Genomic DNA, 15,248 nt, shown 5'->3' with positions numbered 1-15,248 from the left:
GCCGTGGCCTTTTTTGGAGTCGAAGATGAAAGACTGGCTGGACGAGATCAACTGGAACAGCGACGGCCTGGTGCCGGCCATCGCCCAGGACCACAAGACCGGACGCGTGCTGATGATGGCCTGGATGAACCGCGAATCGCTGGCCCTGACCGCCGCCGAGCAGCGCGCCATCTACTGGTCGCGCTCCCGTGGCAAACTGTGGCGCAAGGGCGAGGAGTCCGGCCACGTGCAGAAGCTGCATGAAATGCGCCTGGACTGCGACGCCGACGTGATCATCCTGATGGTCGAGCAACTGGGGCACATCGCCTGCCATACCGGCCGCGAAAGCTGCTTCTATCGCGTCTTCGAGGACGGCCAGTGGAAAACCGTCGATCCGGTCCTCAAAGACCCGAATGCCATCTACAGCGCAGGACACTGACATGAGCGACACCCTGACCCGCCTGGCCGAAGTGCTGGAATCGCGCAAAGGCGCGGCCCCCGACAGCTCCTACGTCGCCAGCCTGCACCACAAGGGCCTGAACAAGATCCTGGAGAAGGTCGGCGAAGAGTCGGTGGAAACCATCATCGCCGCCAAGGACGCCGCCGTCAGCGGAGATTACAGCGATGTCATCTATGAAACCGCCGACCTGTGGTTCCATAGCATGGTCATGCTCTCCGCGTTGGGCCAGCACCCGCAAGCCGTGCTGGACGAGCTGGAGCGCCGTTTCGGACTGTCCGGCCACGACGAAAAGGCGGCCCGCCAGCCATCGGCCTAACTGAATTCATTCGAGGAACTGCACCATGGGTATTTTTGACTGGAAACACTGGATTGTTCTGCTGGTCGTCGTGGTACTGGTATTCGGTACCAAGAAACTGAAGAACTTCGGCGGCGACCTGGGCGAGTCGATCAAGGGCTTTCGCAAGGCCATGAACGAAGAAGACAAGCCCGCCGAGCCGACCGTGCAAACCGCGCAACCTTCCCAACCAGTACAACCGCAGGGCACCCCGCTGAACCAGCCGCACACCATCGACGGCCAGGCGCAGAAGGTTCAGGACGCTGAACCTGCAAGGAAAGAGTGAACACATGTTCGGGATCAGCTTCAGTGAGTTGCTGCTCGTCGGTCTGGTCGCCCTTGTGGTGCTCGGCCCCGAGCGCCTGCCTGGCGCGGCGCGCACCGCCGGCCTGTGGGTCGGGCGCCTCAAGCGCAGCTTCAACGCGATCAAGCAGGAAGTAGAGCGCGAGATCGGCGCTGACGATATCCGTCGGCAACTGCACAACGAGCACATCCTCTCTCTGGAGCAGGAAGCCCGACGCATCCTCAACCCGAGCAGCGTGACGCCCGATCCGTCCACCACGCCGGGCAGCGAGCCCGTGGCTCCCGCCACCGCCGCCGTAATTTCCGAAGCCCCCGCGGCGCCCACGGCACCCGCCGACGCGCCCCAACCGGCGTCCACCGAACCGACCCAACCGCCGCGAGCCCCATGAGCGAAATTCCGGAACACGACCAGCCCATGCCGCTGGTCTCGCACCTGACCGAACTGCGTACTCGCCTGCTGCGCTGCGTCGCGGCGGTCTTTCTGATCTTCATCGGCCTGTTTTCCTTCGCCCAGCAGATCTACACCCTGGTTTCGGCGCCGCTGCGCGCGCACCTGCCGGCCAACGCGACGATGATCGCCACCGACGTGGCCTCGCCGTTCCTGACGCCGTTCAAGCTGACCATGATCGTTTCGCTGTTCCTGGCGATCCCGTTCATCCTGCACCAGATTTGGGGCTTCATCGCGCCGGGCCTGTACCGCCATGAAAAGCGCATCGCCATTCCGCTGCTGGTTTCGAGCATCTTCCTGTTCTACGCCGGCATGGCCTTCGCCTATTTCCTGGTGTTCCCGCTGATCTTCGGTTTCTTCGCCAGCGCGACCCCCGAAGGCGTGTCGATGATGACGGACATCGCCAGTTACCTGGACTTCGTCATGACGCTGTTCTTCGCGTTCGGCGTCGCCTTCGAGATTCCTGTCGCGGTGGTGCTGCTGGTGTGGATCGGCGTGGTCGATGTGCAGTACCTGCGCAAGATCCGTCCGTACGTGATCATCGGCTGCTTCGTGGTCGGCATGATCCTGACCCCGCCAGACATTTTCTCGCAGACCCTGCTGGCCGTACCGATGTGGATGCTGTTTGAAATTGGCGTGCTGTTCGGCAGCTTGATCCGCAAGCGCAGCCAGGAGCATGACGAACGCAACGACACCCCTGACGACCAGCCGCCAGCGACCCAACAGTGAACCTGCTGCTGCTCGAAGAGGCCGACTTCATCGCGGCCGACCGGGCGGTCCTGAGCGACCGCCGCTTTACCCACATGCAGGAAATCCACCGCGTCGCGGTGGGTGACAGCCTGCGCGTCGGCCGCCTCGGCGGCCTGATGGGCCAGGCCACGGTCGAACGGCTGGAAGGCCATGAGGCGGAACTCTCGCTGAGCTTCGACCAGCCGCCACCGGCCAAGCTGCCGCTGACCCTCGTGCTCGCCCTGCCGCGGCCGAAAATGCTCCGCCGGGTGTTCCAGACCGTCGCCACCATGGGCGTGACGAAGCTGGTGCTGGTCAATAGCTACCGGGTGGAAAAGAGCTTCTGGCAAACCCCCTTCCTCGAACCCGCGGCGATCCGCGAGAACCTCATCCTTGGCCTTGAACAAGCACGGGACACGGTGCTGCCCGAGGTCATTATCGAGAAGCGCTTCAAGCCCTTCGTCGAAGACCGCTTGCCCGCCATCGCCCAGGGCACGCTTGGCCTGGTCGGCCATCCCGGCAACCATCCGCCCTGCCCTCGCGGCGTGGACGAAGCGGTGACCCTGGCGATCGGTCCGGAGGGTGGCTGGATTCCTTACGAGATCGACCTGCTCGGCAAAGCCGGGCTGGCACCGGTGCAACTGGGCGATCGGATTCTCCGGGTGGAAACCGCGGTCACGGCCCTGCTCGCGCGGCTGTTCTAAGGTAATCCCCACACTTTATATAAGACCATTGGCTAACCCTTCAGCCCCGGTTTAGACGCTTTTGCCACCTACAGTTTTGCGACCCCGCGCCGATGCAGGAACACCAGAATAAAGAACCTGCCTGATCGATCGAAGTGGAGTCACACCATGTACCGTTGGATGGCCCAGCACCTGGGTAATGTGAGCGTCAATCTCAAACTGGGCATCGGCTTCAGCATCGTTTTGCTGCTGACCCTGGTGATCACTCTCACCGGTTGGCTGGGCCTCGAAGGCGTGATCAACCGTGGTGACAAGCTCGGCGAAATTTCCGAGGTGTACCAGGGCACCCAGGTTCTGCGCATTGCCCGCCAAGCCTACGAACACAACCGCGATGCCGCGTCGACCACCCTGGTGGAAAACGCCCTGGCATCGCTGGACGGTGTACTGCAGAACGTCAGCAAGCGCGTCCGCGAAGGCGAAGACAGCAAGCGCCTGGAACAGCAGCGCGAAGCCGTGCAGGCATACCAACGTTATTTCGCTGACCTGAAGGCCGCCGCCGACGCCCGCGAGGCCGCCCGCTCCGCACTCGGCGCCAGCGCCGACAAGGCGGCGGGGCTGATTGCCCAGGTCGAGCAGGCGCTGCTGCAAAGCGGCGACGCCGTGCTGTTCAACAACGCCGTTGAAGTGTCGAAGCTGCTGCAGCAAGCGCGCTTCCAGGTGCGTGGCTACACCTACAGCGCCAAACCGGAGTTCCAGCAAACCGCCCTCGCCGCCATCGACCAGGCGGTTACCCTGCTCAAGGCCCTGCCGGGCAAAGTACCGAGCGAGCACCACGCCGATCTGGGCAGCGCCGCCGAATCGCTAAGCGTGTATCGCGGCGCCGTAGTGCAGTTCGGCACCGCCCAGGAAGCCAGCGACCTGGCCCTGCGGCAGATGGGCGAACAGGGCACCAAGCTGCTCAACCTGAGCATGGACCTGACCAAGTCGCAGACCCAGTTGCGCAATGCCGAATCGAAGAACGCCAAGTCGACCCTGGCCCTCGCCACCGTGCTGGCGATGCTGTTCGGCGTGATCGCGTCCTGGGCCATCACCCGGCAGATCATCGTTCCGCTGCGCCACACCCTGACCGCCGTGGACCGCATCGCCGGTGGCGACCTCAGCCACGACCTCATCGACCAGCGCCGCGACGAAATGGGCCAATTGCAGCGCAGCATGCAGCGCATGACCGTCAGCCTGCGTGAGCTGATCGGTGGCATCAGCGACGGTGTCACCCAGATTGCCAGCGCCGCCGAAGAACTCTCCGCCGTCACCGAGCAAACCAGTGCCGGGGTCAACAGCCAGAAAGTCGAGACCGACCAGGTTGCCACCGCCATGAACGAAATGGCCGCGACCGTGCATGAAGTCGCGCGCAATGCCGAGGAAGCCTCCGAGGCGGCGCTGATGGCCGACCAGCAGGCCCGCGAGGGTGATCGGGTAGTGTCCGAAGTGATCGCCCAGATCGAGCGTCTGGCCAAGGAAGTCGGTAACTCCAGCGAGGCGATGAACAAGCTCAAATCCGAGAGCGAGAAGATCGGCAGCGTGCTTGATGTGATCAAGTCGGTGGCCCAGCAGACCAACCTCCTGGCCCTCAACGCCGCCATCGAAGCGGCGCGTGCGGGCGAGGCCGGGCGTGGATTCGCCGTGGTCGCCGACGAAGTGCGCAGCCTGGCGCAGCGCACTCAGCAGTCCACCGAGGAAATCGAAGAGCTGATCGCCGGCTTGCAGAGCGGCACCCAGCAGGTCGCCAGTGTCATGGACAACAGCCGCGGCCTGACCGAAAGCAGCGTCGAACTGACCCGCAGTGCCGGGGTTTCGCTGGAAACCATTACCCGCACGGTGTCGTCGATCCAGTCGATGAACCAGCAAATTGCGGCGGCGGCAGAGCAGCAGAGCGCCGTGGCGGAAGAAATCAATCGCAGTGTGATGAGCGTGCGCGACGTGTCGGATCAGACCAGCGCGGCGAGCGAAGAGACGGCGGCGTCCAGCGTTGAGCTGGCGCGGCTGGGGACGCATTTGCAATCGTTGGTGGCGCGGTTCCGGATCTGAAATCGCCGGGACCGCGTTGCGGTCCTTCGCGGCTAAAGCCGCTCTGACAGAACAGGCTTCCAAAGCTCCGCAGTTTCACCGCCGTAATTAGGAATATTCCTATATCAACGATGCCGGACCGGGTTCAGGATTTCCACGGAATCATTTCCATGGAAATCCCCTTGGTCCGCGGCCGGCAACCTTCTGGCCTGGCGCCCTGTGTGGATACCTCATCCACATGCGACCCGGCGCTGATTCTCGCGATGGGTGCGTAGTTGCAGAGAACACTGCATGCCCGCCCAATCCGACCTGCGCTTCACCTTCACCGCCGGCCCCGATGACTTCGAGGTCGTCGAATTCCACCTCACTGAAGGCCTCTCCGAAACCTTCCGCCTCGACGTAGACCTGAGCTGCGCCAACCCTGCCGTCGACTTCGGCCAGGTCCTCGACCGTCCGGCGCTGCTCACCCTCTGGCAAGGCGGCCAGCCCGTGCGCTATGTGCACGGCTCGGTCAGTTCGTTCCAGCAAGGCGAGACTGGCTTTCGCCGCACCCGCTACCGCGCCATCGTCGAGCCGCGCCTGGCTCGCCTGCGACTGGCTTCGGACTGGCGCATTTTCCAGACCCTCACCGTGCCCGACATCGCCACCGCGATGCTCAAGAAGCACGCCCTCGCCCTGGACTACGAACAACGCATCACCAACGCCCATGAAACGCGGGAATACTGCGTACAGGCGGGTGACACCGACTACCACTTCGTCGAACGCATCATGCGCGAGGAAGGTTTTTTCTACGGTTTCCTGCACAGCGCCGAAGGCCATCGCCTGGTCCATTGCGACCGCCTGTGGATCTTCGGCAAGCAGCCCGGCCCGCCGGTTGAATACAACCCCAGGCCCGGCGGCGACCGGCCGGGCCCGGCGCTGCACAGCTTCACCTACACCGAAAACGTGCGCAGTGCCCGCCAGACCCAGCGCGACTACAGCTTCAAGAACCCGCTGTACAACCAGCAGACCCGGCGCGAAGCCACCGACCTGGCGCACCAGGCCAAAAGCTACGAGCGTTACGACTATCCCGGCCGTTACAAGGGAGAATCGGGCGAAGCCTTCACCCGCGACCGTCTGCGTGGACTGCGCGGCGAGGCCTGTCAGGTCATCACCGAAGGTGACGACGCGCGGCTGGTGCCGGGCATCTATTTCGACCTCGTCGGCCACCCGCGCGAAGACCTGAATCGCGGCTGGCGCCCAATACGTCTGGAGCACCACGGCAAGCAATACGTCAGCCAGGGCGAGGACAGCGCCGACGCTGCCCAGGGCACCCACTACAACTGCGTCGCTATCCTGGTGCCGGACGATGCCGAATGGCGCGCCGAGGCCTTGCCCAAACCACGCATCGATGGGCCGCAGCCGGCGAAAGTGGTCGGTCCGCCGGGTGAAGAAATCTACTGCGACGAATTCGGCCGGGTGAAGGTGCAGTTCCCGTGGGACCGCGAGGATAACGAGGACGAACACAGCTCCTGCTGGATCCGCGTATCGCAGAACATCGCCGGCGCGCTTTGGGGCCATATGGCGATACCGCGTATTGGCCAGGAAGTGATCGTCAGCAACTTCGACGGAGACCCGGACCAGCCTGTCATCACCGGCCGAGGCTTCAATGCCCTGCAGCGGCCGCCCTACGAACTGCCGAAGCACAAGACCCGCATGACCCTCAAGAGCCAGACCCACAAGGGCAATGGCTTCAACGAGCTGCGTTTCGAGGATGAGGCCGGGCAGGAAGAGGTGTTCATCCATGCGCAGAAAGACCAGAACAACATCGTCAAGAACGACGAGACCACCTTCGTCGGCCATGACCGCAGCGAGCAGGTCGAGAACGACGAAACCCTGACCATCGCCCACGACCGCAAGGACACGGTGGGCAATCACGAGCAAGTGGTCATCGGCGTGAACAGGCGGCATCAGATCGGCCAGGACGACGAGCTGAGCATTGGTCGCCATCACACCATCACCACGGGCCAGGACCGTACCGAACAGGTCGGCAATGACCGCCTGGACAAGACCGCGGCGAATCAGCGGGTGGAGATTGGCGGGCATCTGGATCAGCAGGTGCAAGGGGATGTCACGGTGCAGGCCGGCCAGAGCATTACGCAGCACACCAAGGTGTATGAAATTCACGCTGCCGACGCGTTTGTCATCAAGGGCCCCGGCGGCACGCTGCGTATCGACAGTGCGGGCATCACGCTGGATGGCATCGCGCTCACGCTCACGGGGCCCGTGACCAAGACAGGCGGAGGGGGCGGTAACAGCCTGACGCTCGACAGCCAGGTCCTGAACGCGCAGCAAGCCGATTGCGTGGGGAAAAACAGATGACCGCCGAACCCGTCACGCATTTTGCCGAGCACTTCCGTGCGCCTGAGGATTACCTCTACCTGTTGGTGGACGGACTGGCTGACTGTGCGCTGGAACATCCTCTCAGCGTGCCGTCGCTGAGCCGTTCGCTGGGCGACGCTGCCGTCACGCGCGTGCTGCGGCCGGACCTTTCACATGCTCCCGAAGCGTGTCCTGCCCTGATCCAACTGGCCAAGCCGGGCGAATCGGCGGCGCTGCACTATCTCGAACTCAGCGCCGGCTACTCCTCCTGGGATCTCAGCTATTACAAACGCTACATCTGCGGCTGGCTCCTCAGCCCTCAGCCGCCCGATGTCATCGCCGCGCATATCGCGACCCGGTGCCACACCACGGCATCGGGCGACGAGCAATGCTCGGCTTGGTTCGAGCCGCTGAGGCTGGAGTTGCTGTCCGGCTCGATGGGTACTGCGGCAGGTGACCTGCTGAACCCGATCAGGATCTGGCTGTGTCCCACCAGTTGGAAGGGTTACATCCTTGTGCACGGCACAAACCATCCGGTCGACTCTGTTCTTCCTCTGTCCGCCCGGGACACTCAGCGAATGGCGCCTGTGGTCAGCGAATTCCTGGATGCCTGGCGCCATACGCTGCAACTTCCTCTCGGCTTCGCCCCGTGGCGCTGGAAAGGCGCGTCCATCCTGCCGCCCCAGGCCGCCGTCCACGCCTTTCGCCTGGTCCGCGAGGCCTACAGATTGGGGCTCGATAATAGCCGCGACATCATCGCTCTCTGCTTGCATCAGGTATTCATCCACCCCCATCTGCCCCGGCACCCGGACATCCAGCAACTCATCGCCCAAGCGCGGGCAGGCGCCGTCGACCTGCAAAGCCACTTCGCCAGCCACTACAGCGAAGCCAAATGGAAGCGCATCACTGCCGACCTACCCCAGGCGAAGGACTACTCATGAGTATCAGCTTCAGCGTCGCTGCCGATATCGCCACCAACGAAGCGTGCCCGGTCCCCACCGGCATCTGCAGCACCTGTCAGCGTAGCGGCCTGCCCATCCTGCCCCTGCGCGCCGCCTATGCCCCGCAGCCCTGGAAAACCCGCTTGCTGCCCTTGACCCGCGGCTCCGAGGTCGAGGCCGTGCCCATGCACCTCGATCAGCCGCGCATCCTGCGCCAGGGGTATCTGTATGTACTGCTCGACCGCCGGGAGTGGCAGGCCTACGAGATTTCGCCCGAAGGGGCGCTGAGCCAGTTCCGTCCGTACCAGATGCCGCGTGAAGAGCCTCGCCCGCTATGCGAGGCCTGCATCCGGGAGGATCACGACATGCCTGCCGCCTTCATCAACATCGACACCCGCAAGTACTCCACCGCCTGGCTGGCCATCGCCAACGATCCCTGGCCCAAGGCGGTTCTGGATAGCTACCTGCGTGGCGGCGCGGTCGACGGTGTGAACCTCGACGAGCGCTTCCACCGACTCGACCTCAAGGCCGCGCGCAACGACCCCGCCAGCGTCGGCATCGCCATGAGCGAAAACGACCCGCAGCTTCAGCAGGTGCTCGAATACGCACAAAACATCCCCGGTGATTTCCGCAGCGTGCATGGCTTCTACGGCCGCCAGCACCGCTTGCGCGCCCTGAAGGGGCATCTGCGCAATATGATCCAGAAGCACGAACTCGCCAACGGCGTACTGGCCCTGGTGCTGCCCGACCCCATCGGCATGGTCCAGGAGCTCAATGCCCAGCGTCTGATTCGCCACCAGGCCATGCAGCAGTGGTGTGCCGAACCGCAGCGCAGCTTCAAGTATTTCACCTCCCAGGCCTTGCTCGCGATTCGTGGGCATCAGCTCGAAATGGCGAAATTCCAGGCGGAGCAGCGCGTCAAGGACGAAGACAGGTCACGGCGCGAGCGCAACAACAATCCGATGTTCAATCCGGATTTGCCCATGCTTGATGTCGAGGCGGAAACCGCGCGCCTTGCCTCGATCAGGCAAGCGAAGGCAAGGAAGCGGCTGGAAGAACGCTACAACGAGCAGGCCCGTGCGACTTTCGAAGCGAACTACCAGCACACGCTCACCGGCTGGCAACGAGTCATCGACGACGTCGCCGAACACTACGAGCGCCAGTACCAGGGCGCGGCCTATCAACGGGCGGCCCTGCATGATTACAGCGTTACCGACCAGCGCTCGACAGCGCTGTTCATCCGCATGATGCAGACCTGCCTGGCCGGTGGCCCGACCGAACGCAGCGTGGACGGCCCACTGGGCCCTACCCTGCGCCTCTGGAAGACCCTGCTGGAGAACCGCGACAGCCTGCTGTACCAGGCCCTGACCGCGAGGAACAGGTCACTGTTCGGGGAACTGCACGATGCCCTTGCGGGTGACGAGTTCACCCGGGTCTATCACGGCATCAAGACCTTCATCACCACCCAGCAAGCCAAGGACCTCATGACGGGGCCCGTACAGGACGCCATCGGCCAACTGCTGTCCGCTGGAGCGACGGCCAGCAGTCGTCTCGGCAACCAGCTATCGGAGAACACCCGGGCATTGCTCGGGTACCTGCACCGCGGGGCCCTGTTGCGCTACTACGGTGTGGAGGTCACGCGGATCACGGTGTCCCTCAAGGTGGGCGAATATCTTTCGCTGCTCAACGAGGTGCTCCAGGAAAGCACCGATCGCTTCATGGCCCGGCTCGACCAGCAGTTCCGCAAACCGGCCCAACGCAAGGTGCGCGCCATGCTGCTGAGCAACACCCTGTCCGCTGCCGTGCCGGGCACGCCAGGAAAGCTGGTCGAAGTCACGCTCTGGACGATGGAAAGCGCCGACGCCTTGAAGCCCCGGCTGAACAAGCTGAGCGCCGGGGTCGGCGACGGCATTGGCGACGCCTTGCGCAGTGTCACCATTGGTACCGAGGCCCTTCAGGGTTCCATGGGCAACCTTGCGCGCCATGTGACCCTCAATGCCGACGTCTCCGCCCAGCTGGCGCGGGAGTCGATGCGCAACATGCGCAACGCCGCAGTTGCTGGCGCACCCGGCGCCAGCACCATGGGGCTGGGCCTGATCAGCCTGTGGTTCCAGCAGGACAGCCTGCGCCGCAGTTATGAAAACCTGCTCGATACCGTGGGTCAAAAGCATCCCGAAGCCGCGGCGGCGGTCATGTCGGCATCGTTTGGAGTGATGGGGGCAGGTGTCGAGGTTGTCGGTGGGGCGATCCAGATGGTGCGGCCTGATCTGAGCATGCCGACAGGGTCCGCTGGAAAGACCGTTGGGGTGGGAGCGCGGATCGTGCAGTACGGGGGGGCGCTGGTGGCATTGGCGAGTGCGTTGGAGGGGTTGCAGTATGCGTTTGCGGCGGGCCGAACGAAGGAAAACGGAGATAAAACAGCAGCTTACATATACCGGGCAGCAGCCGGTTTGGCGGCAGTTTCAAGTCTGGCCGGGATTTGGGGCACTTTCGCCCCAGCAGCATTTGCACTAGGGCCACTCGCAGCATCTGTACTGCTAGGTCTTGCTGCGCTAGAAGTGGCAGTCTGGGCGAAAAGACAAGAGTCACAACCTCTCGAACTCTGGGCACTCTGGGCACGATGTTCCCTTTGGGGCCTGCCAGAAGGGCATCGCCGTTGGACAGCCCATGAAGACATGGATTCGGCAATTGGTGTCTTAAACGCCGCGTTGTTGGGCTTAACTGCGGATGCAGGGATGACTGTAAAAGCCGAGCAGATCGGTGGGGCTCCCATGGGTGATGCAATCCCGGCTGGGCTTTTTCTGGACTACAAACTCGTCCTGCCCGGGTATAAATCTGATGTTTCAAGTTACGAATGGGCGTTGCAGGTATACCGGCCAAACCAGAGTTTGGGAGAAACTATCGCGAGCGGTCGTAGTGGTGGCGTGAATGGCCCGTTACCGCCTCCCGCTGCATGGAAGACGCCTGGGTATCACCCTGAAACAACAGCCCCTGTCATTACCCACAATGCCCAAGCCCTGGAGATCCGTGGGGCCATCAGCTTCTTCGGCTATCTTGAGGTTCAAGCCTTTCAGCTTGAGGTGTCTTATTGGCCTGATAAGAGTGATAAGTCGGGATTTGCTCGGCTAATTGTTAAGGAGGACAAGATCAAAGGCCAAGCAAGGCTGGGACTCGCATGAAAAGGTCAAGACTAAACCCACCTTGTCCTGGCTGGCAGGAAGACTTGCCTACCCCTGATGAGCTGCCAAATGTAGCCCCAACGCTAGGATTAGATACGCCCAATCATCAAAATGATATTTTTTTGGAGCTGTCTCGTTCTCCGGCCCTCATCAGAGGGGTCGTGATTTGGTTTGCGCCAGTAATGTGTATATATCTGGTCACTCTATTGGCAGATTTTTTTTCAATTGAGCAGGCCGTGGGCTTTGAGTTGTGGGGTCTATTAGTTCTCGGAGTTCTCGTTGGCGTCTGGTCTCTTTTCTTTTGCGTGAAAGTTGATGTGTACCCTCCCCGCGATTTACCACTCCGCTTCAACCGCGCCCGCCAACGCCTCTACGCCTACAACTTCAAATACCGCTGGTGGAATCCATTCGAAGAGTGGCGGGTGGTACCCGTTGCCTACGACTGGTCACAGGTCCGGGCCGAACGCTGGAGAAGAACTCACTTCACCGCCCAAGGCGGGGCCATCATCCAGTTCGGTGTCGAACTGTCCATCGTCAAACCCGGTACGAACGAAGTCATCGACCGCTTCCCACTGACCGCCATGGGTGCCGATGCACACGCATGGGCCTATGTCTGCACCTACATGCAACAAGGCCCCTATGCACTACCGCCGCCGGAGCCGCCTTGGGACCATAACGATGTGCTGTGGTGCAACGTCGCCATGCTGCTGGCGCCGAAGGTCGAGTGGCCTGCCGATATGGATCTGGAGTCGAGGACCGCGCCATGAGCAGTTCCGCAAACCGGCCCAGCGCAAGATGCGCGCCATGCTGCTGAGCAACACCCTGCCCGCTGCCGTGCCGGGCACGCCTGGGAACAGGTTGAAGTGCTGGAACACCATGCCGACTTCACGACCGTGCGCGACGTGTCGGATCAGACCAGCGCGGCGAGTGAGGAGACGGCGGCGTCCAGCGTTGAGCTGTCGCGGTTCCGGATCTGAATCGCGAGCAAGTTCGCTCCTACAGAGACTGCGTAACTGACTGTAGGAGCGAGCTTGTCGGAACGCCGAACCGTCGCGAGAATTACAGGACCTGACGCAAGAACGCCTGGGCCCGCAGGTCCTTCGGCGTGGTGAAGAATTCTTCTGGCGGCGAATCCTCCAGCAGTTTGCCGTGATCGAAGAACAGCACCCGATCCGCCACTTCACGGGCAAAGCCCATTTCGTGGGTCACGCAGACCATGGTCATGCCTTCCTGGGCCAGGGTCTTCATCACGTCCAGCACCTCGCCGACCATTTCCGGGTCCAGCGCCGAGGTGGGCTCGTCGAACAGCATGACTTTCGGGTCCATCGCCAGCGCCCGAGCAATCGCCACGCGCTGCTGCTGCCCGCCCGAGAGCCGCGACGGGTATTCGTTGGCCTTCTGCCCGATCCCCACTTTCTCCAGCAGTGCCCGCGCCTTGGCTTCGCGCTCGGCCTTGCCGCGCTTGCGCACGACTTTCTGCGCCAGGCACAGGTTCTCCAGCACGGTCATGTGCGGGAACAGGTTGAAATGCTGGAACACCATGCCGACTTCACGACGGTAGGCGTTGACGTCGGTCTTCGGGTCGGCCAGTTGCAGGCCATCGATGGCGACGCTGCCGGCATCGAACGACTCCAGGCCGTTCAGGCAGCGCAGGAAGGTCGATTTGCCGGAGCCGGACGGGCCGAGCACCACCAGCACTTCGCCGCGGGCGACGTTGGTGCTGACGTTATCCACAGCCCGCACCACCTGGCCGCGGGTGTCGAAGACTTTTACCAGATCACGGACTTCAATCACTTTGCGCAAGCCTCCGCTCGAGCCGGCTGGCGAAATGCGACAGCGGCAGGTTGATCAGCAGGTACAGCCCGGCGACGCAGAACCAGATCTCGAAGGTCGAGAACGAGGTGGTGATCGCCTCGCGGCCGCTCTTGGTCAGTTCGGTGATGGCGATCACCGAGACCAGCGACGTGTCCTTGACCAGGCTGATGAACTGCCCGGCCAGTGGCGGCAGCACGCGTTTGAACGCTTGCGGCAGAACCACATGGCGCATCGACTGGGCGGCGCTCAGGCCCAGGGACCGCGCGGCCTCGCCCTGCCCCCGGGCGATGGACTGCACGCCGGCGCGGACGATTTCAGCCACGTACGCGCCGGTGAACAGCGCCAGCGCGGCAACCCCGGCGAACTCGCGGGAGAGGTTGAGCACGGTGCCGATGAAGAAATAGAAGATGAAGATCTGCACCAGCAACGGCGTGCCGCGTACCAGTTCGACATACACCGTGGACAGGTCACGCAGGGTCGGGTTGCTGGAGAGGCGGCACAGCCCCGCGAACAGACCGATCAGCAGACCGATGACGCCGGACGCCACGGAAATCCATACCGTGGTCCACAACCCCCAAGCCAGCGGGCCGGCCGCCCAGTGGTGCGTCAGGCCGATCAGGTCGCCCTCGGCAACGTCGTCGCCCTTGGCCAGCTGCAGGCTGGCCTGGTCGACGTCCAGCACCTGTTCGGCGCCGTCTTCGTCACGCAGGGTCACCCGTGCGCTGTCGCCCTTGCGCACGATCTCCTGCACCGTGCCGTAGCCGGCGGCGCGATGCGCTTCCTCGGCCTGGTAGGCGAAGTACTGCGGGATGCGGTTCCAGCGCCACTCGTAGGAAATCATCGAGGTGGCGAAATACAGACTTATCGCCAGTCCGACCAGGACCAGCGCGGTCAGCCCGTGCCAGGGCCACTGGGATTTCTTGTGTTTGATCACGTTGGGATTCCCCATGAAGCCAAAAGCCGCAAGCTACAGGCCGCAAGAAAAAAGCGGGTCATCAGCGACCCGCTTTGCTTGCAGCTTGTAGCTCGCGGCTAGTCGCTGTCTTTTATTCCATGTCCTTCAGCCATTCGGTCTTCTTGAACCACTTGTCGTGGATTCGATCGTAGGTGCCGTCGTGCTTGATCTGGTGCAGGAAGTTGTTGATGAAGTTGATGCTGTCGTAGTCGCCTTTCTTCAGACCGAAGGCCAGCGGCTCGTAGGTGAACGGTTCGTCGAGGTAGACCAGCTTGCCGGCGCCGACCTTGGTCACGGCCACCACGTTGTAGGGTGCGTCGTAGACGAAGGCATCAGCCTTGCCGTTGACCACGTCCAGTACGCCTTCCTGTTCGTTGTCGTAGCCGTGGTACTGGGCCTTGGCGATCAATTTCTTGGCGACCATCTCACCGGTGGTGCCCAGCTTGGAGGTCAGGCGGTATTCAGGGCTGTTGAGGTCTTTATAGGACTTGATCTTGCCTTCCAGTTCCTTGCGGATCAGCAGGGTCTGGCCAACAACGATGAAGGGCTCGCTGAAGTTCAGCTTCAGGTTGCGTTCCTGGGTCAGGGTCATGCCGCTGGTGATGATGTCGAACTTGTTGGTCATCAGTGCCGGGATGATGCCGTCATAGGCGGTGGAAACCATCTCCAGCTTGACGCCCATGGACTTGGCCATGGCCTTGATGATGTCTACTTCGAAGCCGATGATCTCGCCACGCTTGTTGGTCATTTCGAACGGCATGTAGGTTGGGTCCATGCCCACCCGCAGGGTGCCGCGCTTGACCGCGTCATCGATTGCGCCGGCTTGTGCGGTGCTGACCGCGACAGTGGCGGCGACGCCGACCAGCAGCATCGACAGGTACTTTTTGAACATCACCAGGTTCCCCCAACAAGAAAACGCTTAATTTTATTGTTGCGCGAAAAGTCCTACAGACGTCGCGCGATAGTCGGGGCGGGATGCTAACGCATGAGCGGCATG

The 15,248-nt window shown here is 62.6% G+C and carries 14 protein-coding genes and 1 pseudogene; 12 read left to right on the top strand and 3 right to left on the bottom strand.

The features are described 5' to 3' along the window. Nucleotides 1-25: 25 nt before the first annotated feature. The 12 genes and pseudogenes from hisI to NTD82_RS19320 all read left to right on the top strand — a co-directional run bounded on the left by hisI (nt 26) and on the right by NTD82_RS19320 (nt 12,248). Nucleotides 26-418: a phosphoribosyl-AMP cyclohydrolase gene (hisI, locus tag NTD82_RS19370; RefSeq protein WP_110972287.1), complete on the top strand. Its 393-nt coding sequence runs from the start codon at nt 26-28 to the stop codon at nt 416-418. 1 nt (nt 419) lies between these two features. Then, nucleotides 420-755 (top strand): phosphoribosyl-ATP diphosphatase, encoded by a 336-nt coding sequence (locus NTD82_RS19365; protein ID WP_095155840.1) that lies wholly within the window; start codon nt 420-422, stop codon nt 753-755. Nucleotides 756-780: 25 nt separating this feature from the next. Further along, complete coding sequence (locus NTD82_RS19360; protein WP_175652836.1) at nt 781-1,059, top strand: twin-arginine translocase TatA/TatE family subunit; 279 nt, start codon at nt 781-783, stop codon at nt 1,057-1,059. A 4-nt stretch (nt 1,060-1,063) separates the two neighbouring features. Then, on the top strand, nt 1,064-1,465 hold the full coding sequence (gene tatB / locus NTD82_RS19355; RefSeq protein WP_262129851.1) for a Sec-independent protein translocase protein TatB: 402 nt from the start codon (nt 1,064-1,066) through the stop codon (nt 1,463-1,465). Further along, entirely contained in the window at nt 1,462-2,253 is a 792-nt protein-coding gene (tatC, locus tag NTD82_RS19350; protein WP_262129850.1) for a twin-arginine translocase subunit TatC, read from the top strand. Before tatB ends, tatC begins: the two co-directional genes overlap by 4 nt. Then, nucleotides 2,250-2,957 carry a 16S rRNA (uracil(1498)-N(3))-methyltransferase gene (locus NTD82_RS19345; RefSeq protein ID WP_262129849.1) on the top strand — a complete coding sequence of 236 codons (708 nt, stop codon included), beginning with the start codon at nt 2,250-2,252 and terminating at the stop codon, nt 2,955-2,957. The genes tatC and NTD82_RS19345 overlap by 4 nt, the downstream gene beginning before the upstream one ends. Nucleotides 2,958-3,104: 147 nt before the next feature. After that, a pseudogene (locus tag NTD82_RS29435) lies at nt 3,105-4,166 on the top strand (methyl-accepting chemotaxis protein); the annotation flags it as partial. Further along, nucleotides 4,149-5,021 carry a methyl-accepting chemotaxis protein gene (locus NTD82_RS29430; protein ID WP_371864286.1) on the top strand — a complete coding sequence of 291 codons (873 nt, stop codon included), beginning with the start codon at nt 4,149-4,151 and terminating at the stop codon, nt 5,019-5,021. The pseudogene NTD82_RS29435 and the gene NTD82_RS29430, both read left to right, overlap by 18 nt. Nucleotides 5,022-5,291: 270 nt before the next feature. Further along, complete coding sequence (locus tag NTD82_RS19335) at nt 5,292-7,361, top strand: type VI secretion system Vgr family protein (protein ID WP_262129846.1); 2,070 nt, start codon at nt 5,292-5,294, stop codon at nt 7,359-7,361. Beyond that, nucleotides 7,358-8,302: a hypothetical protein gene (locus NTD82_RS19330; protein WP_262129845.1), complete on the top strand. Its 945-nt coding sequence runs from the start codon at nt 7,358-7,360 to the stop codon at nt 8,300-8,302. The genes NTD82_RS19335 and NTD82_RS19330 overlap by 4 nt, the downstream gene beginning before the upstream one ends. Beyond that, complete coding sequence (locus NTD82_RS19325) at nt 8,299-11,481, top strand: T6SS effector BTH_I2691 family protein (protein ID WP_262129844.1); 3,183 nt, start codon at nt 8,299-8,301, stop codon at nt 11,479-11,481. The genes NTD82_RS19330 and NTD82_RS19325 overlap by 4 nt, the downstream gene beginning before the upstream one ends. Nucleotides 11,482-11,525: 44 nt before the next feature. After that, nucleotides 11,526-12,248, top strand: coding sequence for a DUF6708 domain-containing protein (locus NTD82_RS19320; protein WP_262129843.1), 723 nt, complete (start codon nt 11,526-11,528; stop codon nt 12,246-12,248). Nucleotides 12,249-12,540: 292 nt separating this feature from the next. On the opposite strand, the gene NTD82_RS19315 is transcribed toward NTD82_RS19320, so the two are convergent. From NTD82_RS19315 to NTD82_RS19305, 3 genes are all read right to left on the bottom strand, one after another. Continuing rightward, on the bottom strand, nt 12,541-13,275 hold the full coding sequence (locus NTD82_RS19315) for an amino acid ABC transporter ATP-binding protein (RefSeq protein ID WP_110972339.1): 735 nt from the start codon (nt 13,273-13,275) through the stop codon (nt 12,541-12,543). Further along, nucleotides 13,268-14,230: an amino acid ABC transporter permease gene (locus NTD82_RS19310; protein WP_095155831.1), complete on the bottom strand. Its 963-nt coding sequence runs from the start codon at nt 14,228-14,230 to the stop codon at nt 13,268-13,270. Before NTD82_RS19310 ends, NTD82_RS19315 begins: the two co-directional genes overlap by 8 nt. 112 nt (nt 14,231-14,342) lie before the next feature. After that, complete coding sequence (locus NTD82_RS19305) at nt 14,343-15,143, bottom strand: transporter substrate-binding domain-containing protein (protein WP_262129842.1); 801 nt, start codon at nt 15,141-15,143, stop codon at nt 14,343-14,345. Nucleotides 15,144-15,248 lie beyond the last annotated feature (105 nt).

The organism is Pseudomonas sp. 5P_5.1_Bac1 (assembly GCF_025466015.1).
GTDB lineage: Bacteria > Pseudomonadota > Gammaproteobacteria > Pseudomonadales > Pseudomonadaceae > Aquipseudomonas.
The sequence above is the reverse complement of the archived record's forward strand: the minus strand, read 5'-3'. Positions and strand labels throughout refer to the sequence as shown.